At 72.5% G+C, this 18,556-nt stretch carries 14 protein-coding genes; 3 read left to right on the top strand and 11 right to left on the bottom strand.

The window, feature by feature from the left end:
• The first annotated feature begins 33 nt into the window (after positions 1–33).
• On the top strand, positions 34–2,742 hold the full coding sequence (locus Air01nite_RS07790) for a transposase (RefSeq protein ID WP_203701267.1): 2,709 nt from the start codon (positions 34–36) through the stop codon (positions 2,740–2,742).
• A gap of 108 nt (positions 2,743–2,850) precedes the next feature.
• Positions 2,851–4,056, top strand: coding sequence for an ABC transporter substrate-binding protein (locus tag Air01nite_RS07785; RefSeq protein ID WP_203701266.1), 1,206 nt, complete (start codon positions 2,851–2,853; stop codon positions 4,054–4,056).
• Positions 4,057–4,146: 90 nt separating this feature from the next.
• On the opposite strand, the gene Air01nite_RS07780 is transcribed toward Air01nite_RS07785, so the two are convergent.
• The 5 genes from Air01nite_RS07780 to Air01nite_RS07760 all read right to left on the bottom strand — a co-directional run bounded on the left by Air01nite_RS07780 (position 4,147) and on the right by Air01nite_RS07760 (position 10,796).
• Positions 4,147–4,755 carry a GTP-binding protein gene (locus tag Air01nite_RS07780; protein ID WP_203701265.1) on the bottom strand — a complete coding sequence of 203 codons (609 nt, stop codon included), beginning with the start codon at positions 4,753–4,755 and terminating at the stop codon, positions 4,147–4,149.
• Complete coding sequence (locus Air01nite_RS07775; RefSeq protein WP_203701264.1) at positions 4,736–5,113, bottom strand: DUF742 domain-containing protein; 378 nt, start codon at positions 5,111–5,113, stop codon at positions 4,736–4,738. The genes Air01nite_RS07780 and Air01nite_RS07775 overlap by 20 nt, the downstream gene beginning before the upstream one ends.
• A 94-nt stretch (positions 5,114–5,207) precedes the next feature.
• Positions 5,208–5,612, bottom strand: a complete 405-nt coding sequence (locus tag Air01nite_RS07770; RefSeq protein WP_203701263.1) for a roadblock/LC7 domain-containing protein — start codon at positions 5,610–5,612, stop codon at positions 5,208–5,210.
• Positions 5,609–9,346: a sensor histidine kinase gene (locus tag Air01nite_RS07765; protein WP_203701262.1), complete on the bottom strand. Its 3,738-nt coding sequence runs from the start codon at positions 9,344–9,346 to the stop codon at positions 5,609–5,611. Before Air01nite_RS07765 ends, Air01nite_RS07770 begins: the two co-directional genes overlap by 4 nt.
• Before the next feature lie 376 nt (positions 9,347–9,722).
• Entirely contained in the window at positions 9,723–10,796 is a 1,074-nt protein-coding gene (locus Air01nite_RS07760; protein ID WP_203701261.1) for an adenosine deaminase, read from the bottom strand.
• Between the two features lie 26 nt (positions 10,797–10,822).
• On the opposite strand from Air01nite_RS07760, the gene Air01nite_RS07755 reads away from it, so the two are divergent.
• Positions 10,823–11,641 (top strand): putative RNA methyltransferase, encoded by an 819-nt coding sequence (locus tag Air01nite_RS07755; RefSeq protein ID WP_203701260.1) that lies wholly within the window; start codon positions 10,823–10,825, stop codon positions 11,639–11,641.
• Here the strand turns inward: Air01nite_RS07755 and Air01nite_RS07750 are convergent.
• The 6 genes from Air01nite_RS07750 to Air01nite_RS07725 all read right to left on the bottom strand — a co-directional run bounded on the left by Air01nite_RS07750 (position 11,634) and on the right by Air01nite_RS07725 (position 18,436).
• Complete coding sequence (locus tag Air01nite_RS07750) at positions 11,634–12,314, bottom strand: DUF4272 domain-containing protein (RefSeq protein WP_203701259.1); 681 nt, start codon at positions 12,312–12,314, stop codon at positions 11,634–11,636. The two genes, Air01nite_RS07755 and Air01nite_RS07750, sit on opposite strands and share 8 nt — an antisense overlap.
• Before the next feature lie 73 nt (positions 12,315–12,387).
• On the bottom strand, positions 12,388–13,665 hold the full coding sequence (locus Air01nite_RS07745) for a thymidine phosphorylase (RefSeq protein ID WP_203701258.1): 1,278 nt from the start codon (positions 13,663–13,665) through the stop codon (positions 12,388–12,390).
• Positions 13,662–14,354 carry a cytidine deaminase gene (locus tag Air01nite_RS07740; RefSeq protein WP_203701257.1) on the bottom strand — a complete coding sequence of 231 codons (693 nt, stop codon included), beginning with the start codon at positions 14,352–14,354 and terminating at the stop codon, positions 13,662–13,664. Before Air01nite_RS07740 ends, Air01nite_RS07745 begins: the two co-directional genes overlap by 4 nt.
• 9 nt (positions 14,355–14,363) lie before the next feature.
• Positions 14,364–15,644, bottom strand: a complete 1,281-nt coding sequence (locus tag Air01nite_RS07735) for an ABC transporter permease (protein ID WP_203701256.1) — start codon at positions 15,642–15,644, stop codon at positions 14,364–14,366.
• Between the two features lie 4 nt (positions 15,645–15,648).
• A complete protein-coding gene (locus Air01nite_RS07730) occupies positions 15,649–16,941 on the bottom strand; it encodes an ABC transporter permease (protein WP_203701255.1) in 1,293 nt (430 codons plus the stop codon).
• Positions 16,934–18,436, bottom strand: coding sequence for an ABC transporter ATP-binding protein (locus tag Air01nite_RS07725; protein WP_275408186.1), 1,503 nt, complete (start codon positions 18,434–18,436; stop codon positions 16,934–16,936). The genes Air01nite_RS07730 and Air01nite_RS07725 overlap by 8 nt, the downstream gene beginning before the upstream one ends.
• Between the last annotated feature and the right edge of the window lie 120 nt (positions 18,437–18,556).

Genomic DNA, 18,556 nt, shown 5'->3' with positions numbered 1-18,556 from the left:
AACCAGGGACCATCAGTCCTTGGCACACGAGATGTGCCCGGGGAGGAGGACGACACCGTGGCGCTCGTGCGGGTGTACTGCGGTCTCGCATCAGCGGAACCGACGGGTCGGCCGGCGACTGCCGGCACAGGTCTGACGGCTGCCGTTGTCGACGACGCCGGGCGGTTGCTCGACGTGTGCGAGATCACCGACGACCCAGCGGGTTACGCCGAGCTCGGCGCGCTGCTCGCCGAACGGGCCAACGGCCCAGGTTCGGCCGCGATCGCCGCCGACAGCGACGACCACCAGGTGACGTCCTTACTGTCCGCCGCCGGCCGGCCCCTGGCCATCGCCGACGACGACGCGGTCGACGACTTCGCCGAGCGGTTCGCCGACGACGAGTCCCTTGAGGAGATGGAGTCCCCGGCGGCCGAGCGCCGCGCGGTCGGGCTCGCGCGCGCCCTGCAGGCGGGTGCCATCTTCGCCGTCGGCCTGCCGGTGCCCCGCGACCTCGCGCCCTACCGGCCGATCCTGGCGGCCCACTCCGCGCTGGCCGGTGGCCGCCACTCCGCCGCCGCCACGCTGCGCGAGGTGCTGCGCGAGCTCTACCCGGCCGCTCTGCGCGCCTACTCCGACCCGGCCGAGCCGTTGACCCTCGCGGTCCTCGACGCGTTGCCCGAGCCCGGCATGGTCTCCGGTGCGGTCGCCCGCGGCCGTGACCTGCCGCCGGCCGCCGAGGCGGTCGCCAAGCGGCTGACCACGGCGGGCGTCGGCGACGAGGCGACCGTCCGCGACGCGATCACCGCGCTGCGGGTCGCCATCGCCGAGACACCGCGCCGCGGCACCGTCAACAAGGCGCTCGCCGGCCCGTCGGCCGACGCCGTGCGCCAGGCCGTCGCCGCGGTGCGCTCCTGCGACGAGGGCTGCGCGGCCCTGGTGGCCACGCTGGCCGCCCGCACGACCCCGGTCACCGCCGTGCCGCGCCGGCCCATGCGGCGCGCCGCGGAGCCCGAGGCCGAGACCGAGACCGAGACGACGACCACGCCGGCCGGGCTGCACGCGCTGCCGCTGCCCCTGCCCGACCGCAGCGGCCGCCGGCACCGCCCGGAGCCGGCCGCGGCGAGCACCACACCGCGCGCGCTGACCACCCCGCCGGTCGCTCCGGCGCCGGTGGCGCCGCCGCCGACCGCGCCCACGCCGCTGTCCACGACGTCCACCGCGCCGTTCGCCGAGCCGCCCCGCCCGTCCGAGCCGCAACGGCCCGGCAACCCGGTGCGGCCGCCCAACGCGCCACGGGTTCCGGCCGCGTCCCGCTCCGCCGCGCGCGCGACGGAGCAGCGCACCCCGACCCGGTCCGAGTCCCGCGCCGCGAGCCGCGCCGCGGAGCCGGCCCGTTCGACCGAGCCGCCGGCGTCCACACCGATCTCGCCGGCCGCCCTCAACGCGCCGACGCCCGCCGGCGGCACGCCGATGCCGTCGCGCAGCCCCGGCCACGCCTGGTCGACCGGCTTCGACGGGACCAGCCGCTACGAGCAGCCGCGCAATCCCGAGCCGCCACGCATGCCAGAGCCGCCGAAGCCGGCCACGCTGCAGCCGCCGGCGGCACCGGCCCCGGCGGCACCGGCCGCGTCCGCGACGCCGTTGCCCGGCCGCCCGGTCTCCAGCAGCCCGGCCAACCGGCCGGTCTCCGTGCCGCCCCCGCCGCCGGGCATCACCCCGATCCCCGCGCAGCGGCCGACGATCCCGCCCGCCGAGGCCGGCGAGCCGTTCCGGGCCACGCTGACCAACGCGGCGATCAACTCGGCACGCGCCGAGCGCAAGCGCCCGACCGTGATCCCGCCCCGGGTCAACGGCCGCCCGGCCGCGAGCCCGCCGCCCGAGCCGCCGGTCACCGGGTTCCAGGCCACCGACCTGAGCGTCCCGGTGCCCGCACCGCGGCCCGAGCCCGGCGCACGGGCCAACTGGCCGCTGGTCGACAACACCTCCGACGAGCGGGCCAACGGCGAGCCGCGCTTCCCCGACCTGGGCGAGCTGCCGCCGAGCGAGCTCGACCGGCCGACCTACTCGCCGGTCGGCGACGACCGCGTCACCCCGCCGTGGCTGGCCGACGACATGCCGCCGGAGCCGCCCATCCTGCGCCTGGTCGAGCCGCCGCCGCTGGCCGACCGCGCGCTGCGCGACGACGGCCCCCGGGAGACCCGCTCACGCAGCCGTGCCGAGCGGCCCGACCACGCCGCGCGCTACGAGGCTCCGCCGCTGCGCCTGGTGGAGAACCCGAGCGACACCGGCAGCCACCAGCTGCCCATCGGCATCAGCGCGCCGCCGGTCTCCGACGAGGGCGACGGCGACCTGCTGATCTTCGCGGCGGCCCGGTCCGCGTGGTTCACCGGCCAACCGGAGGAGGAAGAGGACCTCGCCTGGTCGTCGGTCGCCGACAACGGCTGGCGCGCGGCCGAGAAGGCCTCCTCGCCGTCCATCGGCCTGGAGACGCAGTCCGGCCTGCCCCGCCGCGTGCCGCAGGCCAACCTGGTGCCGGGCTCGCCGCTGCGCGAGGAACGGCCACTGCGGATCGTCCGCGACGCCGCGAGCATCGCGGCGCACACCACCGGCTACTTCCGCGGCTGGCGCCGCGGTCAGGAGATCGGCGGCTACGCGGTGGGCGGTCGCCCGGGTCGCGAGGCCGCCGGTGGCTGGGACTTCAGCCGTGACCACGGTGGACGCGACGAGAGCCAGGAATACGAATACCGGTCGGCCAGGACGTGACACCCGGACGGGTATGACCGCGATTTGACGGCGGGCCTGCGGGCCCGGGAGCATACCCGCGTGGTATCTGGCGACGGGCGTCGCCGGGCTGTGGAGAGGCGGCACCAGATGGCGAAGCCGGCGATCGGCCGGACCCAGATGACCCGGCGTGGCGTCCTTGTGGCAGCCGCCGGGACACTGTTCACCGCCGCCTGCGGTGCCGACGAGAGCAACAGCCCGGGCCCGACGACGCGGGGCTCCGAGGAGCTCATCATTGGCGCGAGCCTGGAGCTTACCGGCCCCGGCGCGGCGCACGGCGTCCTGCAGGAGCGCGCCCTGCGGATCACCGTCGACACGCTCAACGAAGAGGGCGTGCCGGTCGGCAACCTGCGGCGCCGGATCAAGATGATCTACCGCGACAACGGCAGCCGGCCCGAGACCGCCGCACAGCAGGCGACCGAGCTCGTCGGCAAAGAGGGCGTCCACGCGCTGATGGGCGGCATCATGGCGGAGACCTCGCTGGAGATGCTCAAGGTCGCGCAGACCGAGCAGGTGCCGTTCATCTCGCTCGGCTCCGCCGACGGCCTTGTCACGCCGCTGGCGCAGCGCACCTACATCTACAAGCTCCAGCCCAACGCCGAAGACATCGCGCGGATGATGGCCGACCTGGCGAGCGGGCAGAACCTGCGCAAGCTGGGCGTCCTCTACTCCGGCGGTGCCTACGGGAAGGCCGGCATCGCCGCGCTGCGCAAGGCGCTCGGCGGCGCCCTCGTCGCCGACGCCCAGCTCCCGGCAACCGGCAGCAACTTCAACGCGGCCGCGCAGAGAGTGGTCGACGCGAAGCCGGACGCGATCATCATCTGGGCGCAGGCGCCCGACACCGGGGCGGCGGCCCAGGCGGTGCGGGGGCGCAGCTTCGGCGATCAACTCATCTTCGACCCGGGCGCGGTCGCCGACGACACGTTGGCGGGCGACAACCTGAACGCCGTGGACAAGGCGTACGCCATCCACCCCGCGTCGCTGGCCGGCATGTCGTTGACCGACACGACGATGGCCGACCTGGACCGACGCGACTTCATCTACCGCTACATCCAGAAGCACGGCGCGTTCCGGGGCTTCGCGCCCTACAGTTCCGACGCCGTGCGGCTGATCGCCAACGCGGCGCGCCTGGGTCGCAGCGTCGACCGCGGCCGCGTCCGGGTCTACCTGGAAAACCTGATCACCGAGGGCATCGCCGGCTCGTACGACTTCCAGCCGATCAAGCACGGCGGCATGACCGCCGACTCGCTGGCCGTCTTCCAGGTCAACGGCTCGGCCTGGATCCGCATCAGCTGAGCGGTCCCCGCACGAAAGAAGCCCCACCGCCGAGGCGGTGGGGCTTCTCGCTGCTGTGGGTGGGTGTGCCGGACCCCCGGTCGCCCGCCGTCAGGCGGGGGCGACCGCGCGGGACCGGCGCATGCTCAGCACGTACTCGACGAGGCTGATCAGCACGTGCTTGGTGGAGTCGCGGTTGCGGGCGTCACAGGCCACGACCGGCACGTCGCTGGAGATCGCGAGGGCATCGCGAACGTCCTGCGGGTCGTGGTACTGGACCCCGTCGAAGCAGTTGATCGCCACCAGGTACGGCAGGCGGCGATGCTCGAAGAAGTCGATCGCGGCGAAGCAGTCGGCTAGTCGGCGCGTGTCGACCAGCACGATCGCCCCGATCGCGCCTCGGACCAACTCGTCCCACATGAACCAGAACCGCGTCTGGCCAGGTGTGCCGAACAGGTAAAGGATCAGGTCACGATCGATCGTGATGCGGCCAAAGTCCATCGCGACGGTCGTGGTCGTCTTGCCCGGCACCTGCCGGGTGTCGTCGACGCCGACGCCGGCCGAGGTCATGATGGCCTCGGTGGTCAGCGGCGTGATCTCCGACACCGACCCGACCAGCGTGGTCTTGCCGACGCCGAACCCACCGGCGATGACAATCTTCGCCGACGTCACACGGCCAGCGCTCGGGCGGTGCGTCACGTCAGAGCCTGCGAAGTCCACTCAGCACCCTCTCCAGCAGTTCAGTGCCCACCGCATCGTTCGTGTCTTCCAGTGAGGTCGGTTCGTAGACCGCGACGAGTCCGTCGGCGGCCATGTCGGCGATCAGGACCCGGGCAACACCCAGTGGGAGCTGCATCCGGGCCGCGATCTCCGCGAGCGACTGCAACCGGCCGTCGCACAACGCGGCGATGTATTGGTGCTCGCGGCCGTGCCCACCCTTGGTCGAGTTGGCTGTGCGGCCGCGGACCGTTGTCTCGACGAGTGCCTCGAGGGCGATCTCGAGCCGGGGCCGGGTGCGTCCGCGGGTGACGGCGTACGGCCGCACCAGCGCGCCGGTTGGCTCGTCCCGGTCGGTCATCGCCGCTCACCTCCTTCGCATCCGTGCCGCACGGCCCGATCGATCGGGACCCGTCGCGTCTTTGTGTTGTTGTGGTGCGCCGTCTTTGGAACGACTAGCCGAGCATGCCCGCGGCGGTGCGCGGCGCCGGAGTCAGTGCCTCACCGACCCGGTCGACCAGCAACGCCATCTCGTAACCGACCTGGCCGACGTCGCACGAGCGGGCCGCCAGAACCGCGAACGAGGAGCCGTCCGAGATCGACATCAGGAACAGGAATCCGTTGTCCATCTCGACGACGTTCTGCAGCACCGCACCGCCTTCGAAGCAGCGCGCCGCGCCCTGGGTCAGGCTGACCAGACCGGACGAGATCGCGGCCAACTGGTCGGCCCGATCACGCGGCAGGTCCCGCGACGAAGCGAGGAGCAGACCGTCGGCGGAGACGGCGATCGCGTGCGCGACACCCGGCACGCGGTCGGCGAAGTTGGCGAGTAGCCAGCCGAGATCTTGCGTCGTTGTCATCGTTCGTGCTCCTTCTGACCGCTCCCGGCACCCGGACCGTGGCCAGCTTGGGAGGGCTGCCCGGCCGGAGTCGTATCCGAAGTTTCGTCCTTGGGCTGGGTGCGACCGCGCTGCACACCTCGGTGGTAGGCCGAGAGCAGTCCGCGGACCGCTTCCGGCGTGCGCTTCTGCACCGAGGAGGCCGCCTTGTCGACCCCGCCCGGCACGAGCTGCGCCATCGGAACCCGCTTGGGCAGGCCGGCCTGCGTGGTTTCGTTCACTTGCATCTCCGACATGGCGGAGGCTGCCCGCCACCCGTCGTCCGCGGCGGTCGCCCAGGACTCCGGATCGGACCGGCGGGCGGCACCGTTTCCGTTGCCGTCGCTCAGGCCGCTCGGACGCTGTTGCGGTGCGGGCCCCGTCGGGACCGGCCGCGAAGGCAGGCCGCTCGCGGGCGCGCCGCCACCGACCGGGCTGCCCGTCGCGGGCATCGTCCGCGACTGCGGCGAGCTGGTGAGCCGCTGGCTGGCCTCGACGGTGACGAACTGCTCCGTCGGTGCCGCGGTGGCTCCACCGCCCACCCGCGCGTCGGCGGTCGACGGCGCCGCGCTGGCTGCGGGGGCAGCCGCCGCGGTGCTCGGCGCCGAGGCCGGGGTGAGCGAGCTCTCCTCCGCCGCGTCCCGGCGGGTGCGGAACCACGCCGACTCCAGCTCGCGGAAGATCGGCAGTTCCATCGTCTCGTCGGCGAACCGGGCCTTGTTGGTGGCCGGGATGATCGGCGGGACGGCTGGTTGCTGCTGTGCTGCTGCCGGGCGCTCGACCCGGGGCAGCTCGGCGGTCAGGTCGAAGCCGGCACCGGCGTGCTCGGCGACCGGCTGCGGCTCGGCCGCGACCGGCGGCCACGCCGGCGGTGCCTGGCCACCCGCGGGTGCGCCACCGAGCGGCCCACCCATGCCGGCACCGGACAGCCCATAGTGCGCCGGGCTGGCCTGCGGCGGTGCGGAGGCCGGCGGTGCCGCCATCGGCGGCGCAGCGGCCGCCTGCGGCTGGCTCAGCGGGATGCGCTGGCTGTCCGGCTGCTGCTCCGGCACCCGACCCGGCAGACCACCCGACCGGCCCGGAACGACCGGGCTGTCGGGCATGGCGATCGGCGGGCCCGCCGGCGCGCTCGGCGGCAGTGTGGGACCGCCACCCAGCTCCCACGGCTCGGGCTGGCGCGGCGAGGCCGCGGCACCGGGCGTCGACGGTGGCACCGAGATGACCGGCGGCACCGAGATCATCGGCGGCGCCGAGAACGGTGTGCCGGCATCGCGAGGCGTCTGGCGCGGGATCGACGGCGACTGCGGGCCGGCCGTGACCTCACCCTCCATCGCCCAGTCGTCGGTCGAGCGGCGCTGCGGCAGCGACTCGTCGCGGCGGCGCGAGCCGAACGCGTCACCGAGGCCACCACCGCTCTGCGGGCCGGCGCCGGTGAGGTCGGACCAGGCCGGCATCGCGGCGCCGGAGCGGCTCCCGTTGCCGTTGCCGTTGGATCCGTTGCCGAACCCGCCGGACCCGTTGGGCGGCCCGTCGCCGGGCCGGCCGCCGAACGCGCTGGCGAGACCGCCACCCGAGCCCGCACCGGCGAAGTCGCGGTCGGACCGGGACACCGGGCCGCTCTCCAGCGCCAGCGGCGCGCCGAACGACCGGGCGACCTGGGCCGGCGCCTGCTGCTGGACCGGCACCTCGAACGCCGTGCCGACCTGCGGCCCGCGCCCGGCCAGTGCCCGGGGCACCAGGACCGAGGGAGGCAGGGCGACGTCGGCGACCGTGCCACGGTCGGCGGCGGGGCGCAGCTCGACCTTGACGCCGTGCCGCGCGGCCAGCCGCGCGACCACGACCAGGCCCATCATCCGGGAGACGGCCACGTCGACCATCGGTGGCGTGGCGAGCCGCTCGTTGAGGTCGTTGAGCTGGTCGGGCGTGATGCCGATGCCGCGGTCCTCGACGTAGAGCACTGCGCGGTCGCCCACCAGCCGTGCCTCGACCATGACGTGCGAGTCGGGCGGCGAGAAGGCGGTCGCGTTGTCGAACAGCTCGGCGACCAGGTGCACGAGGTCGTTGACCGCGTGCGCGGCCACCTCGATGTCGCGGTCGATCACGCCGAACTCGATGCGGGTGTAGTGCTCGACCTCGGACTGCGCGGCACGCAGCACGTCGATCAGGGCGGCCGGCTCCCGCTGGATACGGGTCGAGTCGGCACCCGCGAGCACCAGGAGGTTTTCGTCGTTGCGGCGCATCCGGGTGGCCAGGTGGTCGAGCTGGAACAGCTCGGCCAGGCGGTCCGGGTCTTCCTCGCCGCGCTCCAGCCGGTCGAGGTGACCGATGAGCCGGTCGACCAGGATCTGCGAACGGCGGGCGAGGTTGACGAACATCGTCGCGACCGAGGCACGCAGGGCGGCCTGCTCGGCCGCGGTGCGGACGGCTTCCAGGTGGACCGCGTTGAACGCCTCGGTCACCTGGCCGAACTCGTCCTTGCTGCGGACGGGCAGCGGCTCGGCGATCTGGTTGGCCAGTTGGGCCGGTGACATCTGCGTGGACAGCGCCGGGTCACGCAGCCTGGACACGGCTTGCGGTAGGCCGTACTGCGCGACCGCCAGCGCGCCGTGCCGCAGCTCGCGCAGCGACCGGGCCATCGACCGGGCGACCAACCACGCGAACAGGATGGCCAGCAGGAGCATGGCCAGCAGCAGGCCGGTCTCGATGAGGACCTGGCGCTGCACGTCGTCGCGCAGGGTGGTGGCGGTGTCGACGACCGTGTTGTCGAACCGCCGCTCGACGCTGCGGATCAACCGGCTGTGGCCGAGCAGCGCACTGTCCCACGCGTCACGCGTGAACGGCGCGCCGGCCAGCGCGCCGTCGGCCGGCATGCTGCCGGTGATCCAGCCGGCGTACGACGTGGACGACCGCAGGTCGGAACCCGCGACGGTCTGGTTGTACTGCTCGCGCTCGGGCACGGTGGCGACGGCGATGAACGTCTCGTTCGCCTGCACCTGGCCGGTCTGCGAGGCGATGAACTCCTTCTTGAGGTTCTGGTTCATCCGCCCGTCGGCGCTGTAGGACTGCAGCACGACGAGGCGCTCCTGCGAGAGGAACTCCTTCTGCCGGGCGACGGCCGCGACGGCGCGCATCCGCTCGCTCAGCGACGTGTTGGCGGCCAGCTGGGCGGCGCCGTCGCGGAGGGTGAGCAGGTTGTCGACCAGAGCGTTGTAGGCGTTGGCCGCGTCGGTGAAGGCGAACTTGTCGCCCGTCACCTGGCTGCGCACGCCCGGCAGGCCCTGGAGGCCGGCGTCGATCTGGTTGAGCGTCGAGACGAAGTTCGGCGGCAGGCCGTTGAGGGATGCCCGCTGGGTCGCGTAGTTGTTGACCACGCGCTCGACGGCCTGTTGGGCGCTGTCGAAGCCGGTGCGGTATTTCTGCTTGTCCGCCGTCGAATCGGCACCGAGCAGCAGCGCCGCCGCGGAACGCTCGTTCTGCAGGTTCTGGACGAGATCCCCGGACGCCTCCACCACAACAGCGAGGTCGCGTGCCTGGTCCGCGTTCTCCGACGTCTCGATGTGATCGATCAGGCCGTTGGTGCCAACCACGATCGTCGCCAGGGTCGGCACGATCATGATGAGGCCGAGCTTCGACCAGATCGGCAGATCACGAAGCCGGCCGGCTGGCCGGCGGAGACGCGACATGAAGGAATTCGCCGTCTTCGGCCGCTTGCTCACGTCACCGCCCTCCGGTTCGGCGCCGTCAGAAAATTGCGCACGGGCACCGCCGATCGACCGACCCGGGCGGGTCGGACCCCCGGCATTCCATCACGTCCGCCCGCCAAAGAGAAAGCCCACCCTGTGCGTCATCGCCGTACCGATGCGATAGTCAGACAGTTTGTCAGCACGGCGTTTGGCTGGCGTCACCCTAGGTGAGTATCGATCTCCGTCGGCCCGTACCACTTCCGTGGCGCACGAGCCGCGGCGCTCGTGCGGCAATGCCCCTTATAGGGGAAGTGCACCATTGATTAGTCCGAACGGCCCATCGGAAAGACCCGTTAAGTCTGGATTGGACTTCCGATTCGCCGGATTACGCGCGTGGCGAAGACCGTCGTCACGCCAATTTGGCGTACGCGGGCTTGATCACCTCATTGATGATGGTGAGCCGTTCGTCGAACGGGATGAACGCGCTCTTCATCGCGTTGATGGTGAACCACTGGAGTTCGGCCCACCCGTAACCGAACGCGTCGACGAGCAGCGCCATCTCGCGCGACATCGATGTGCCGCTCATCAACCGGTTGTCGGTGTTGACGGTCACGCGGAAGCGCAGATCGCGGAGCAGCCCGATGGGGTGCCGCTCGATCGACGGCGCCGCGCCCGTCTGCACGTTGGACGACGGGCACAGCTCGAGCGGGATCCGCTTGTCGCGCACGTACGCCGACAGCCGGCCGAGCACCGGCTGCCCGCCGGGCGTGATGTCGTCGACCAGCCGCACGCCGTGCCCGAGGCGGTCGGCGCCGCACCACTGGATCGCCTGCCAGATCGACGGCAGCCCGAACGCCTCGCCGGCGTGGATGGTGAAGTGGAAGTTCTCGCGCTGGAGGTATTCGAACGCGTCGAGGTGGCGGGTGGGCGGGAAGCCGGCCTCGGCGCCGGCGATGTCGAAGCCGACCACGCCGGTGTCGCGGTAGCGGACCGCCAGCTCGGCGATCTCCGTCGACCTCGCCGCGTGCCGCATGGCGGTCAACAGGGTGCCGACCCGGATCTGCTGACCGTTGGCCGCCGCCTGCTCGCTGCCGGCGGCGAACCCGCTCAGCACCGCCTCGACCACGCCGTCGAGCGTCAGGCCGCGCTCCAGGTGCTGCTCGGGCGCGAAGCGGACCTCCGCGTAGACCACGCCGTCGGCGGCCAGGTCGAGCGCGCACTCGGCGGCGACCCGGTGCAGCGCCGCGGCGGTCTGCATCACCGCGACGGTGTGGTCGAAAGTCTCCAGGTAACGTTCGAGCGAGCCGGAGTCGGCCGACTCGACGAACCACTGCCCGAGCTCGCCGGCGTCGGTGGTGGGCAGGGTGTGGTCGACCTCGGCCGCCAGCTCGACGATGGTCGCCGGTCGCAACCCGCCGTCGAGGTGGTCGTGCAGCAGCGCCTTGGGTGCCTTGACGATTTCTTCCATGCCGATTGCGACCATGGAAAGACCCTAGTGGCTGAGGATGGATGAACCGCGACGTTGTGGCGCACCTGCGTTGTCCGGTGTGCCGCGAAACACTCGAAACCGGCGGGTCGCCGTCACGCGCTCTCCGCTGTCCGCGCGGGCACAGCTTCGACCTTGCCCGGCAGGGGTACGCGGACCTGAGCGCCGGCCGCTCGCCACACACGGGTGACACACCGGAGATGGTCGCCGCGCGGGCGGAGTTCCTCGCGGCGGGCCACTACGCCGTCATCTCGGCGGCGCTGGCCGATGCGGCGGCCGGGGCCACCGGGCTCGCCGTTGACGTCGGCGGCGGCACCGGGCAGCACCTGGCGGCCGTGCTCGACCGGAACCCGGCGCTGCTCGGTCTCGTCGTCGACGCGTCGAAGCCGGCGCTGCGCCGGGCGGCCCGCGCGCACGAGCGGGCGGCCGCCGTGCGCGCCGACGCCTGGGGCCGGCTGCCGCTGGCCGACCACGACACCGCCGTGCTGCTCGACGTGTTCGCGCCGCGCAACGGCGCCGAGTTCCACCGGGTGCTGCGCGCCGACGGCCGGCTCCTGGTCGTGACACCGGAGCCGGACCACCTGGCCGAACTGGTGGCGGCGCTGGGCCTGCTCTCCGTCGACCCGGCCAAGGAGGAGCGCCTGGCCGCCAGCCTCGACGCCCACTTCACGCTCGCGCGCCGTCAATCGCTGCGGGCCACGATGCGGCTGGACCGCGCGGAGATAGCCACCGTGGTGGGCATGGGCCCGAGCGCCTGGCACCGCGAACCGGCCACCATCGACCTACCCACCCCACTCGACGTCACCCTCGCGGTGCGCCTCGACGAGTACTCACCTAAGTAGAGAGGTCGACCTCTTCCCAGCCGCCCGGCGGGTCGTGGTAGGGCCCGCGGAACACGACCGCCCACTCCAGGGCCCACCGCCGCTGCCCGATCGCGTTCGCGTCGATCACGCCCGGCAGGTTCATTCCCCGGCGCTCCGCCTCGAGATAGCTCCAGTCGAGGCAGTAGTAGAAGTCGAGCATCGCGGCGGCCTCGGCGGCATCCCGCGGCGCGGCGAGGATCCGTGACCGCCATGCCCGGAATGTCTCGCCTTCCGGCAGGTGCGGCAACGCCTCCATCAACCGCTCGTCGGTCGGCGCCGTCGGATCGAGGTGCTTGCTCATGCCGAGCAGCCAGGCCAGCGCGAAGATGGCGTCGTGGTGCAGCACGAAGGACCGGCGGTCGCCCCGCTCCGCCACCACGAACTGCCATTCCGGCGGCGTGACCAGCTCGACCAGGTGCGAGGTGAGCAGCCAGCTCATCGCCGCCTGTGGTGGCATGCCGAAGCACCGGGCCAGCACCAGGTGCAGGATCGCGGTGCGGGCCTCGATGTCGCCCGTGGGGCGCAGCTCGACCTCGTCGCCGGGCTCCCACACCAGCGGGAAGCCGGTCGGCGGCGTCGGCAGCCTGAGTCGGCGCAGCTCATCGACGGTGGCGGCGCGGATGGGCCGCGGGTCGGGAGCAGACACGGACACGGCGTTCGTTCCTCTGAGCGTCGGTGATCCCCCTGGCCAGCGAGGATAGCCGTTCCGAGCGCGCAGCGGAATGTCAGGCGAGCCGATCGATCACCAGCGGCGCCACGGTCGGCGGCGCACTGCCGACGGACACGGCGCCGGCGGCGGCCTCGATCGCGGCGCCGAACCGGGCGGGATCGTCGGTACGCAGCTGGTAGAGCGGATCGCCGGCTCGCACCGGGTCGCCGGGCCGCCGGTGCAGCACGACGCCGGCCGCGGCCGAGACCGGGTCCTCCTTGCGTGCCCGGCCCGCGCCGAGCCGCCACGCGGCTACGCCGATCGCGTACGCGTCGACCGAGGTGACGAACCCGTCCGCGTCGGCGGTGACCGTGTGCGTCTCCCGGGCCGTGGGCAGAACCGCGTCGGGGTCCCCGCCCTGCGCCCGGATCATCGCCCGCCAGGAGTCCATCGCGCGCCCGTCGGCGAGCGCGGCGGCCGGGTCCGCGTCGGGCCGGCCGGCCGCGTCGAGCATCTCCCGCGCGAGCGCGAGCGTCAGCTCGACGACGTCGGGCGGGCCGCCGCCGGCCAGCACGGCCACGGACTCCTCGACCTCGACGGCGTTGCCGATCGCCAGGCCGAGCGGCGTGGACATGTCGGTGAGCAGCGCGACCGTGCGCACGCCGTGCGCAATGCCGAGGTCGACCATGGTCCGGGCCAGCTCGCGGGCGTCGTCGAGGGACTTCATGAACGCGCCCGAGCCGACCTTGACGTCGAGCACCAGCGCGCCGGTCCCCTCGGCGATCTTCTTGCTCATGATCGAGCTGGCGATCAGCGGGATCGCCTCGACCGTGCCGGTGACGTCGCGCAGCGCGTACAGCTTGCGGTCGGCGGGCGCCAGACCCTCGCCGGCGGCGCAGATGACCGCGCCGACGTCGCGCAGTTGGGCGATGAACTCGGCGTTGTCGAGCTGGGCGCGCCAGCCGGGAATCGACTCGAGCTTGTCGAGGGTGCCGCCGGTGTGCCCGAGGCCGCGCCCGGAGAGCTGCGGCACCGCGACGCCGCAGGCGGCGACCAGCGGGGTGAGCGGCAGCGTGATCTTGTCACCGACGCCGCCGGTGCTGTGCTTGTCGGCGGTCGGCCGGTCCACCGCCGAGAGGTCCAGCCGCTCGCCGCTGGCGATCATCGCGGCGGTCCAGCGCGCGATCTCGGCGGGCGTCATGCCGCGCAACAGGATCGCCATCGCCAGCGCGGACATCTGCTCGTCGGCCACGAGGCCCTTGGTGTAGGCGTCGACCATCCAGTCGATCGCGCCGTCGGAGAGCACCCCGCCGTCGCGCTTCGTACGGATGACGTCTACGGCGGCGTACGTCACGCCTCCCACCGCTTCCCGATCTCGGCGGGCGGCTCACCTTCGCCGGCCCACCAGGTGTCCCCGGCCTCGTCGACGACGACGATGCGGGCTGTGCGGGCGCGGGCCCACTTGATGCCGTCGCGCGCCTCGGGCCAGGTCGGCGCCTCCTCGAGGATGCCGGTCTCCTCACCCTCGCCGGCCGACCGCTCCCAGTAGCCGGTCCAGACCAGCGCGCCGCCGGCGCTGTCGGGGTGCAGGAAGACCGTGCCGCGACCGCGCCACCGGGCCAGCCGCTCCGGCACCTCGGGGATCGCGGCCCGGCCGCGGTCGAGGTTGGCGGGACCGAACGCGTGCGGCAGCAGGTCGCCCACGCGCAACGGCTCGGGCAGGGCCTCGACCAGGCAGTCCGGCCCGCCGTGCTCGAACAGCAACTGGCGGCAGCGGCCGCAGGGCATGAGCGGCTGGCCCGCACCGTCGACGCAGGAGACCGCGACCAGCCGGCCGCCGCCCGTGGCGTGCAGGGCCGAGACCATGCCGCACTCGGCGCACAGGGTCACGCCGTACGACGCGTTCTCCACATTGCAGCCGACCACGATCCGCCCGTCGTCGACGAGCCCCGCGACGCCGACCGGAAAATCCGAGTACGGCGCGTACGCGTGCCCCATCACCTCGACGGCGGCCGCCCGCAGCGCCACCCAGTCGATCTCCATGACCGAACCCTAACCCTTGATATAGGGCGTTCCGTCCGCGGCGGGCGCGCGGACCCGGCCGACCAGCCCCGCCACCGCGATGATCGTGGCGATGTACGGCAGCATGTTCAGGAACTGGCTGGGAATCGGGCTGTTGATCGAGCCGAGGCTGAACGCCAGCGCGCTGCAGAAGCCGAAGAACAGCGCCGCCAGCATCGAGCCGATCGGGCTCCACCGACCGAAGATCAACGCTGCCAGGGCCACGAAGCCCAGGCCGGACGTCATGTTCTTGTTGAAGTTGGTCGTCGACAGCAGCGTGAAGTAGGCGCCGCCGAAGCCGGCCACCAGGCCGCCGACCAGCACGTTGCGGTAGCGCAGGGCGAGCACCTTCACGCCGAGCGTGTCGGCCGCGGCCGGGTGCTCGCCGACGGCCCGGGTGCGCAGGCCCCACCGCGTGTAGAACAGCCCGACGTGGATCAGGATCACCAGCACGATCGCGCCGTACAGGAAGATGTTGCCCTTGAACAGGGCCGGGCCGATCAGCGGGATCTTGGACAGACCCGGGATGTCCCACTCCGGCACGAAGGTGGGCTGGTTGTACTTCGACTGGTCCTTGGCCATGAGCTGCTCGTAGAGGAAGCCCGTCAGGCCCAGCGCGAAGACGTTGAGCACGACGCCGAGCACCACCTGGTCGACCAGGAAGCGGATGGCCAGCACCGCCAGCAGCAGCGCGATGATCAGACCGCCGGCGCCGGCGGCCAGGATGCCGACCCAGACGCTGCCGGCCAGGGTCGTGAACATCGCCGCGGCGAACGCGCCCATCAGGAACTGGCCCTCGATGGCCACGTTGATCACCGCGGACCGCTCGCAGAGCACGCCGGCCAGCGCGCCGAGGATCAGCGGCAGGGCCAGCGTCACCGAACTGCGCGCGACGCTGCCCAGCGGGATCGTGTTGAGGTTGTCCGGCGCCTGGGAGAGCTGCCAGCAGAGGAACGAGATCAGCGCGGAGACGATGCCGAGACCGAGCAGCCAGCCGAACCACCGCCGCGCGGTGACCAGCATCGCGGCGCCGGCCAGCGCGGCGAGCACGCCGAACACGACCGCGCCGACGGTGCCGTCGATGCCGACCGCGCTGCCGCTGATCGTCTCGGCCAGCGTGAACTCGGCCTTGCGGCTCGTGGCGAGCGAGCCGAAGAGCAGCGCCGCGACGACGCCGACGGCCGCGAGGCCGACACCGACCTTGCGCTGCCGGGTCCAGTAGCGGACCGGTTCGACGACCGACTGGGCCGCCTCGACGGTGCTGGCGGTCACGGTCTCACCATCCCTTGGACATGCCGGTGCCGAGCCCGCTGACCTTGGCCGGCCGGAGCCGGAACACGGTCTTCACCAGCGCGGGCGCGGCGACGAAGATCACGATCAGCGCCTGGATCACGCCGACCAGCTCGAGCGAGATCCCGGAGAACGACTGCATGCGGTTGCCGCCGGCGGACAGCGCGCCGAACAGCAGCGCCGCGAAGAACACGCCCCACGGTTTGGCCCGGCCGAGCAGGCCGACCAGCAGGCCGTCGAAGCCGACGCCGCCGATCACGGCGCCGGTCAGGCTCACCGCGGTGCCCAGCACGATGGTCGCGCCGCCGAGGCCGGCCAGCGCGCCCGCGACGGTCATCACCATCACGTACGTCGACCCGACGCCGATGCCGGCGGTGCGCGACGCCTCGGGGTTGAGGCCGACCGCGCGCAGCTCGAAGCCGAACGTCGAGCGGCGCAGCAGCCAGGCGATCGCGGCGACGACCAGGATCGCGACCACGATGCCGAGATTGACCCGCAGGCTGGGGCCGAGGAAGCCGAGCAGGTGGGTCAGCTGCGCCGAGTCGTCGACCGGCTTGCTGATCGCGTCGCTGCGCTCCGGGTCCTGGATGCCCTTCTGGACGATCAACCAGCCCAGGAAGAACAGCGCGACGTAGTTGAGCATGATGGTCGTGATGACCTCGTGCGCGCCGGTGCGGGCCTTGAGGAAGCCGGGCACGAAGCCGTACATGCCGCCGAACGCCGCGCCGAAGACCAGCGCCACGACCAGGTGGATGCCGACCGGCAGCGGCAGGAGGAAGCCGGCGATGGCGGCGCCGACCGCGCCCATGATCGCCTGGCCCTGCACGCCGATGTTGAAGAGGCCACCCCGGAACGCCACTGCGAACGCCAGACCGGTCAGCGCCAGCGGCGCCGCGTAGGTCAGCGTCTCCGAGATCGGGAAGAACACCCGCTCCCAGGGCCCCGTGCCGTTGACCGCCGCCTGCACCGTCGCCGGGTCGACGATCGAACCCTTGAACAACTGGGCGTACGCGTCGCTGACCTTGTCCCACGACAGCGTGAAGAAGTCCGACGGGCGGCTGAAGAAGTAGGAGAACGTGGCCCGCACGGCCTCGTCGGAGATCGCGATCAGGATGCCGCCGATGACCAGCGCCAGCAGCACCGCGAGCACCGTCACGGTGACCGTGTTGGCGGTCCACATCGAGGCGAGGAACCGCCCGGCGAAGGTCCTGGGCGGCGGCAGCTGGTCGGCACCGGCCGCGGCGAGGTCCTCCGCGGACGCCGTCGTCTGCTCAGTCATCTTCACTGCCCGTTCTCGCGGTGGCGGGGTCGTCCGTGGTGACGCCCGCCATCAGCAGACCGATCTCCTCGCGCGGGGTGTCCGGCGACACCACGGCGATCACCCGGCCCCGGTACATCACGGCGACCCGGTCGGCGAGCGCGAGCACCTCGTCGAGCTCGCTGGAGACCAGCAGCACCGCCGTGCCCTCGCCGCGCTCGTGGACGATCTGCCGGTGGATGAACTCGATCGACCCGACGTCGACACCGCGGGTCGGCTGGGCGGCGATGAAGAGCTTGAGCGGCCGGGAGAACTCCCGGGCGACGATCACCTTCTGCTGGTTGCCGCCGGAGAGCGTGCCCACGGTCGCCTGGCCGGAGGCGTCGGTGCGGACGTCGAACTGCTCGATCCGGGCGCGGGCCGACTCGGCGATCGCCTCGGGCCGGACGACCCAGCGGGTGCCGTACGGCTCCGTGTTGTAGATGTCGAGGACCAGGTTCTCCGCGACGGTGAAGTCCTTGACGAGGCCGTCGACGCTGCGGTCCTCGGGCACGTAGCCGACGCCGGCGCGGAGGATCTCGCGGGTCGACAGGCCGTGCATCGGGCGACCGTCGAGGGTGGCGGTGCCGGCGACCACCGGGCGCAGGCCCATGATCGCCTCGATCAGCTCGGTCTGGCCGTTGCCCTGGACGCCCGCGATGCCGAGCACCTCGCCGGCCCGGACGGTCAGGTCGACGCCGTCGACCGCGCGGTGGCCGCGGTCGTCGTTGACGGCGAAGCCCGCGACGTCGAGCACGGCGGCGCCGGCCTCGGACGCGCCCTTGTCGACCCGGAGCAGCACGGAGCGACCGACCATGAGCGAGGCCAACTCCTCCTCGCTGGTGTCGGGCGGAGCGGTGCCGACCGTGCGGCCGCGGCGGATGACGGTGATCCGGTCGGCGATCGCCTTGACCTCTTTGAGCTTGTGCGTGATGAAGACGATCGACTTGCCGGCCGCCTTGAGCGTCCGCATGATCTCGAGCAGGTCCTCGGTCTCCTGCGGCGTCAGCACGGCCGTGGGCTCGTCGAGGATCAGCAGGTCGACCTCGCGGGTCAGGGCCTTGACGATCTCGACGCGCTGCTGCACGCCGACCGGCAGGTCCTCGACGGTGCGGTCGGGGTCGACGGCGAGGCGGTAGCGGTCGGACACCTCGCGGACCAGCTTGCGGGCGCGCCGCCGGTCGAGGAAGCCGATCGGGCCGCCGGTGGTCTGCTCGGCGCCGAGCATCACGTTCTCGGCGACGGTGAACACCGGCACGAGCATGAAGTGCTGGTGCACCATGCCGATGCCGGCCGCGATCGCGTCGCGCGGACCGCGGATCTGCACCGGCTTGTCGTCGACCAGGATCTCGCCCTCGTCGGGCTGGAGCAGCCCGTAGAGGACGTTCATCAGCGTCGACTTGCCGGCGCCGTTCTCGCCGAGCAGGGCATGGATCTCGCCGGGCTCGACGGTCAGGCTGATGTCGTCGTTGGCCACGAGGTCGCCGAAGCGCTTGGTGATGCCGCGCAGTTCGAGTCTCAGCGTGACCTCCTTCAGACGGTGTGGAAATTCTTCACGATCTGCCCGAGCCTGGGAACAGCCGGTCCCACCTAGGTG

It is taken from the genome of Asanoa iriomotensis (assembly GCF_016862515.1).
Taxonomy (GTDB): Bacteria; Actinomycetota; Actinomycetes; order Mycobacteriales; family Micromonosporaceae; genus Asanoa; species Asanoa iriomotensis.
This window is presented reverse-complemented; position numbering and strand designations above follow the sequence as displayed.

Coding starts and splice junctions, on each gene's coding strand:
- Air01nite_RS07785 (WP_203701266.1), top strand. CDS start 2,851: ATGGCGAAGCCGGCGATCGGCCGGACCCAGATGACCCGGCGTGGCGTC.
- Air01nite_RS07775 (WP_203701264.1), bottom strand. CDS start 5,113: ATGACCGACCGGGACGAGCCAACCGGCGCGCTGGTGCGGCCGTACGCC.
- Air01nite_RS07770 (WP_203701263.1), bottom strand. CDS start 5,612: ATGACAACGACGCAAGATCTCGGCTGGCTACTCGCCAACTTCGCCGAC.
- Air01nite_RS07760 (WP_203701261.1), bottom strand. CDS start 10,796: ATGGTCGCAATCGGCATGGAAGAAATCGTCAAGGCACCCAAGGCGCTG.
- Air01nite_RS07755 (WP_203701260.1), top strand. CDS start 10,823: ATGAACCGCGACGTTGTGGCGCACCTGCGTTGTCCGGTGTGCCGCGAA.
- Air01nite_RS07740 (WP_203701257.1), bottom strand. CDS start 14,354: ATGGAGATCGACTGGGTGGCGCTGCGGGCGGCCGCCGTCGAGGTGATG.
- Air01nite_RS07730 (WP_203701255.1), bottom strand. CDS start 16,941: ATGACTGAGCAGACGACGGCGTCCGCGGAGGACCTCGCCGCGGCCGGT.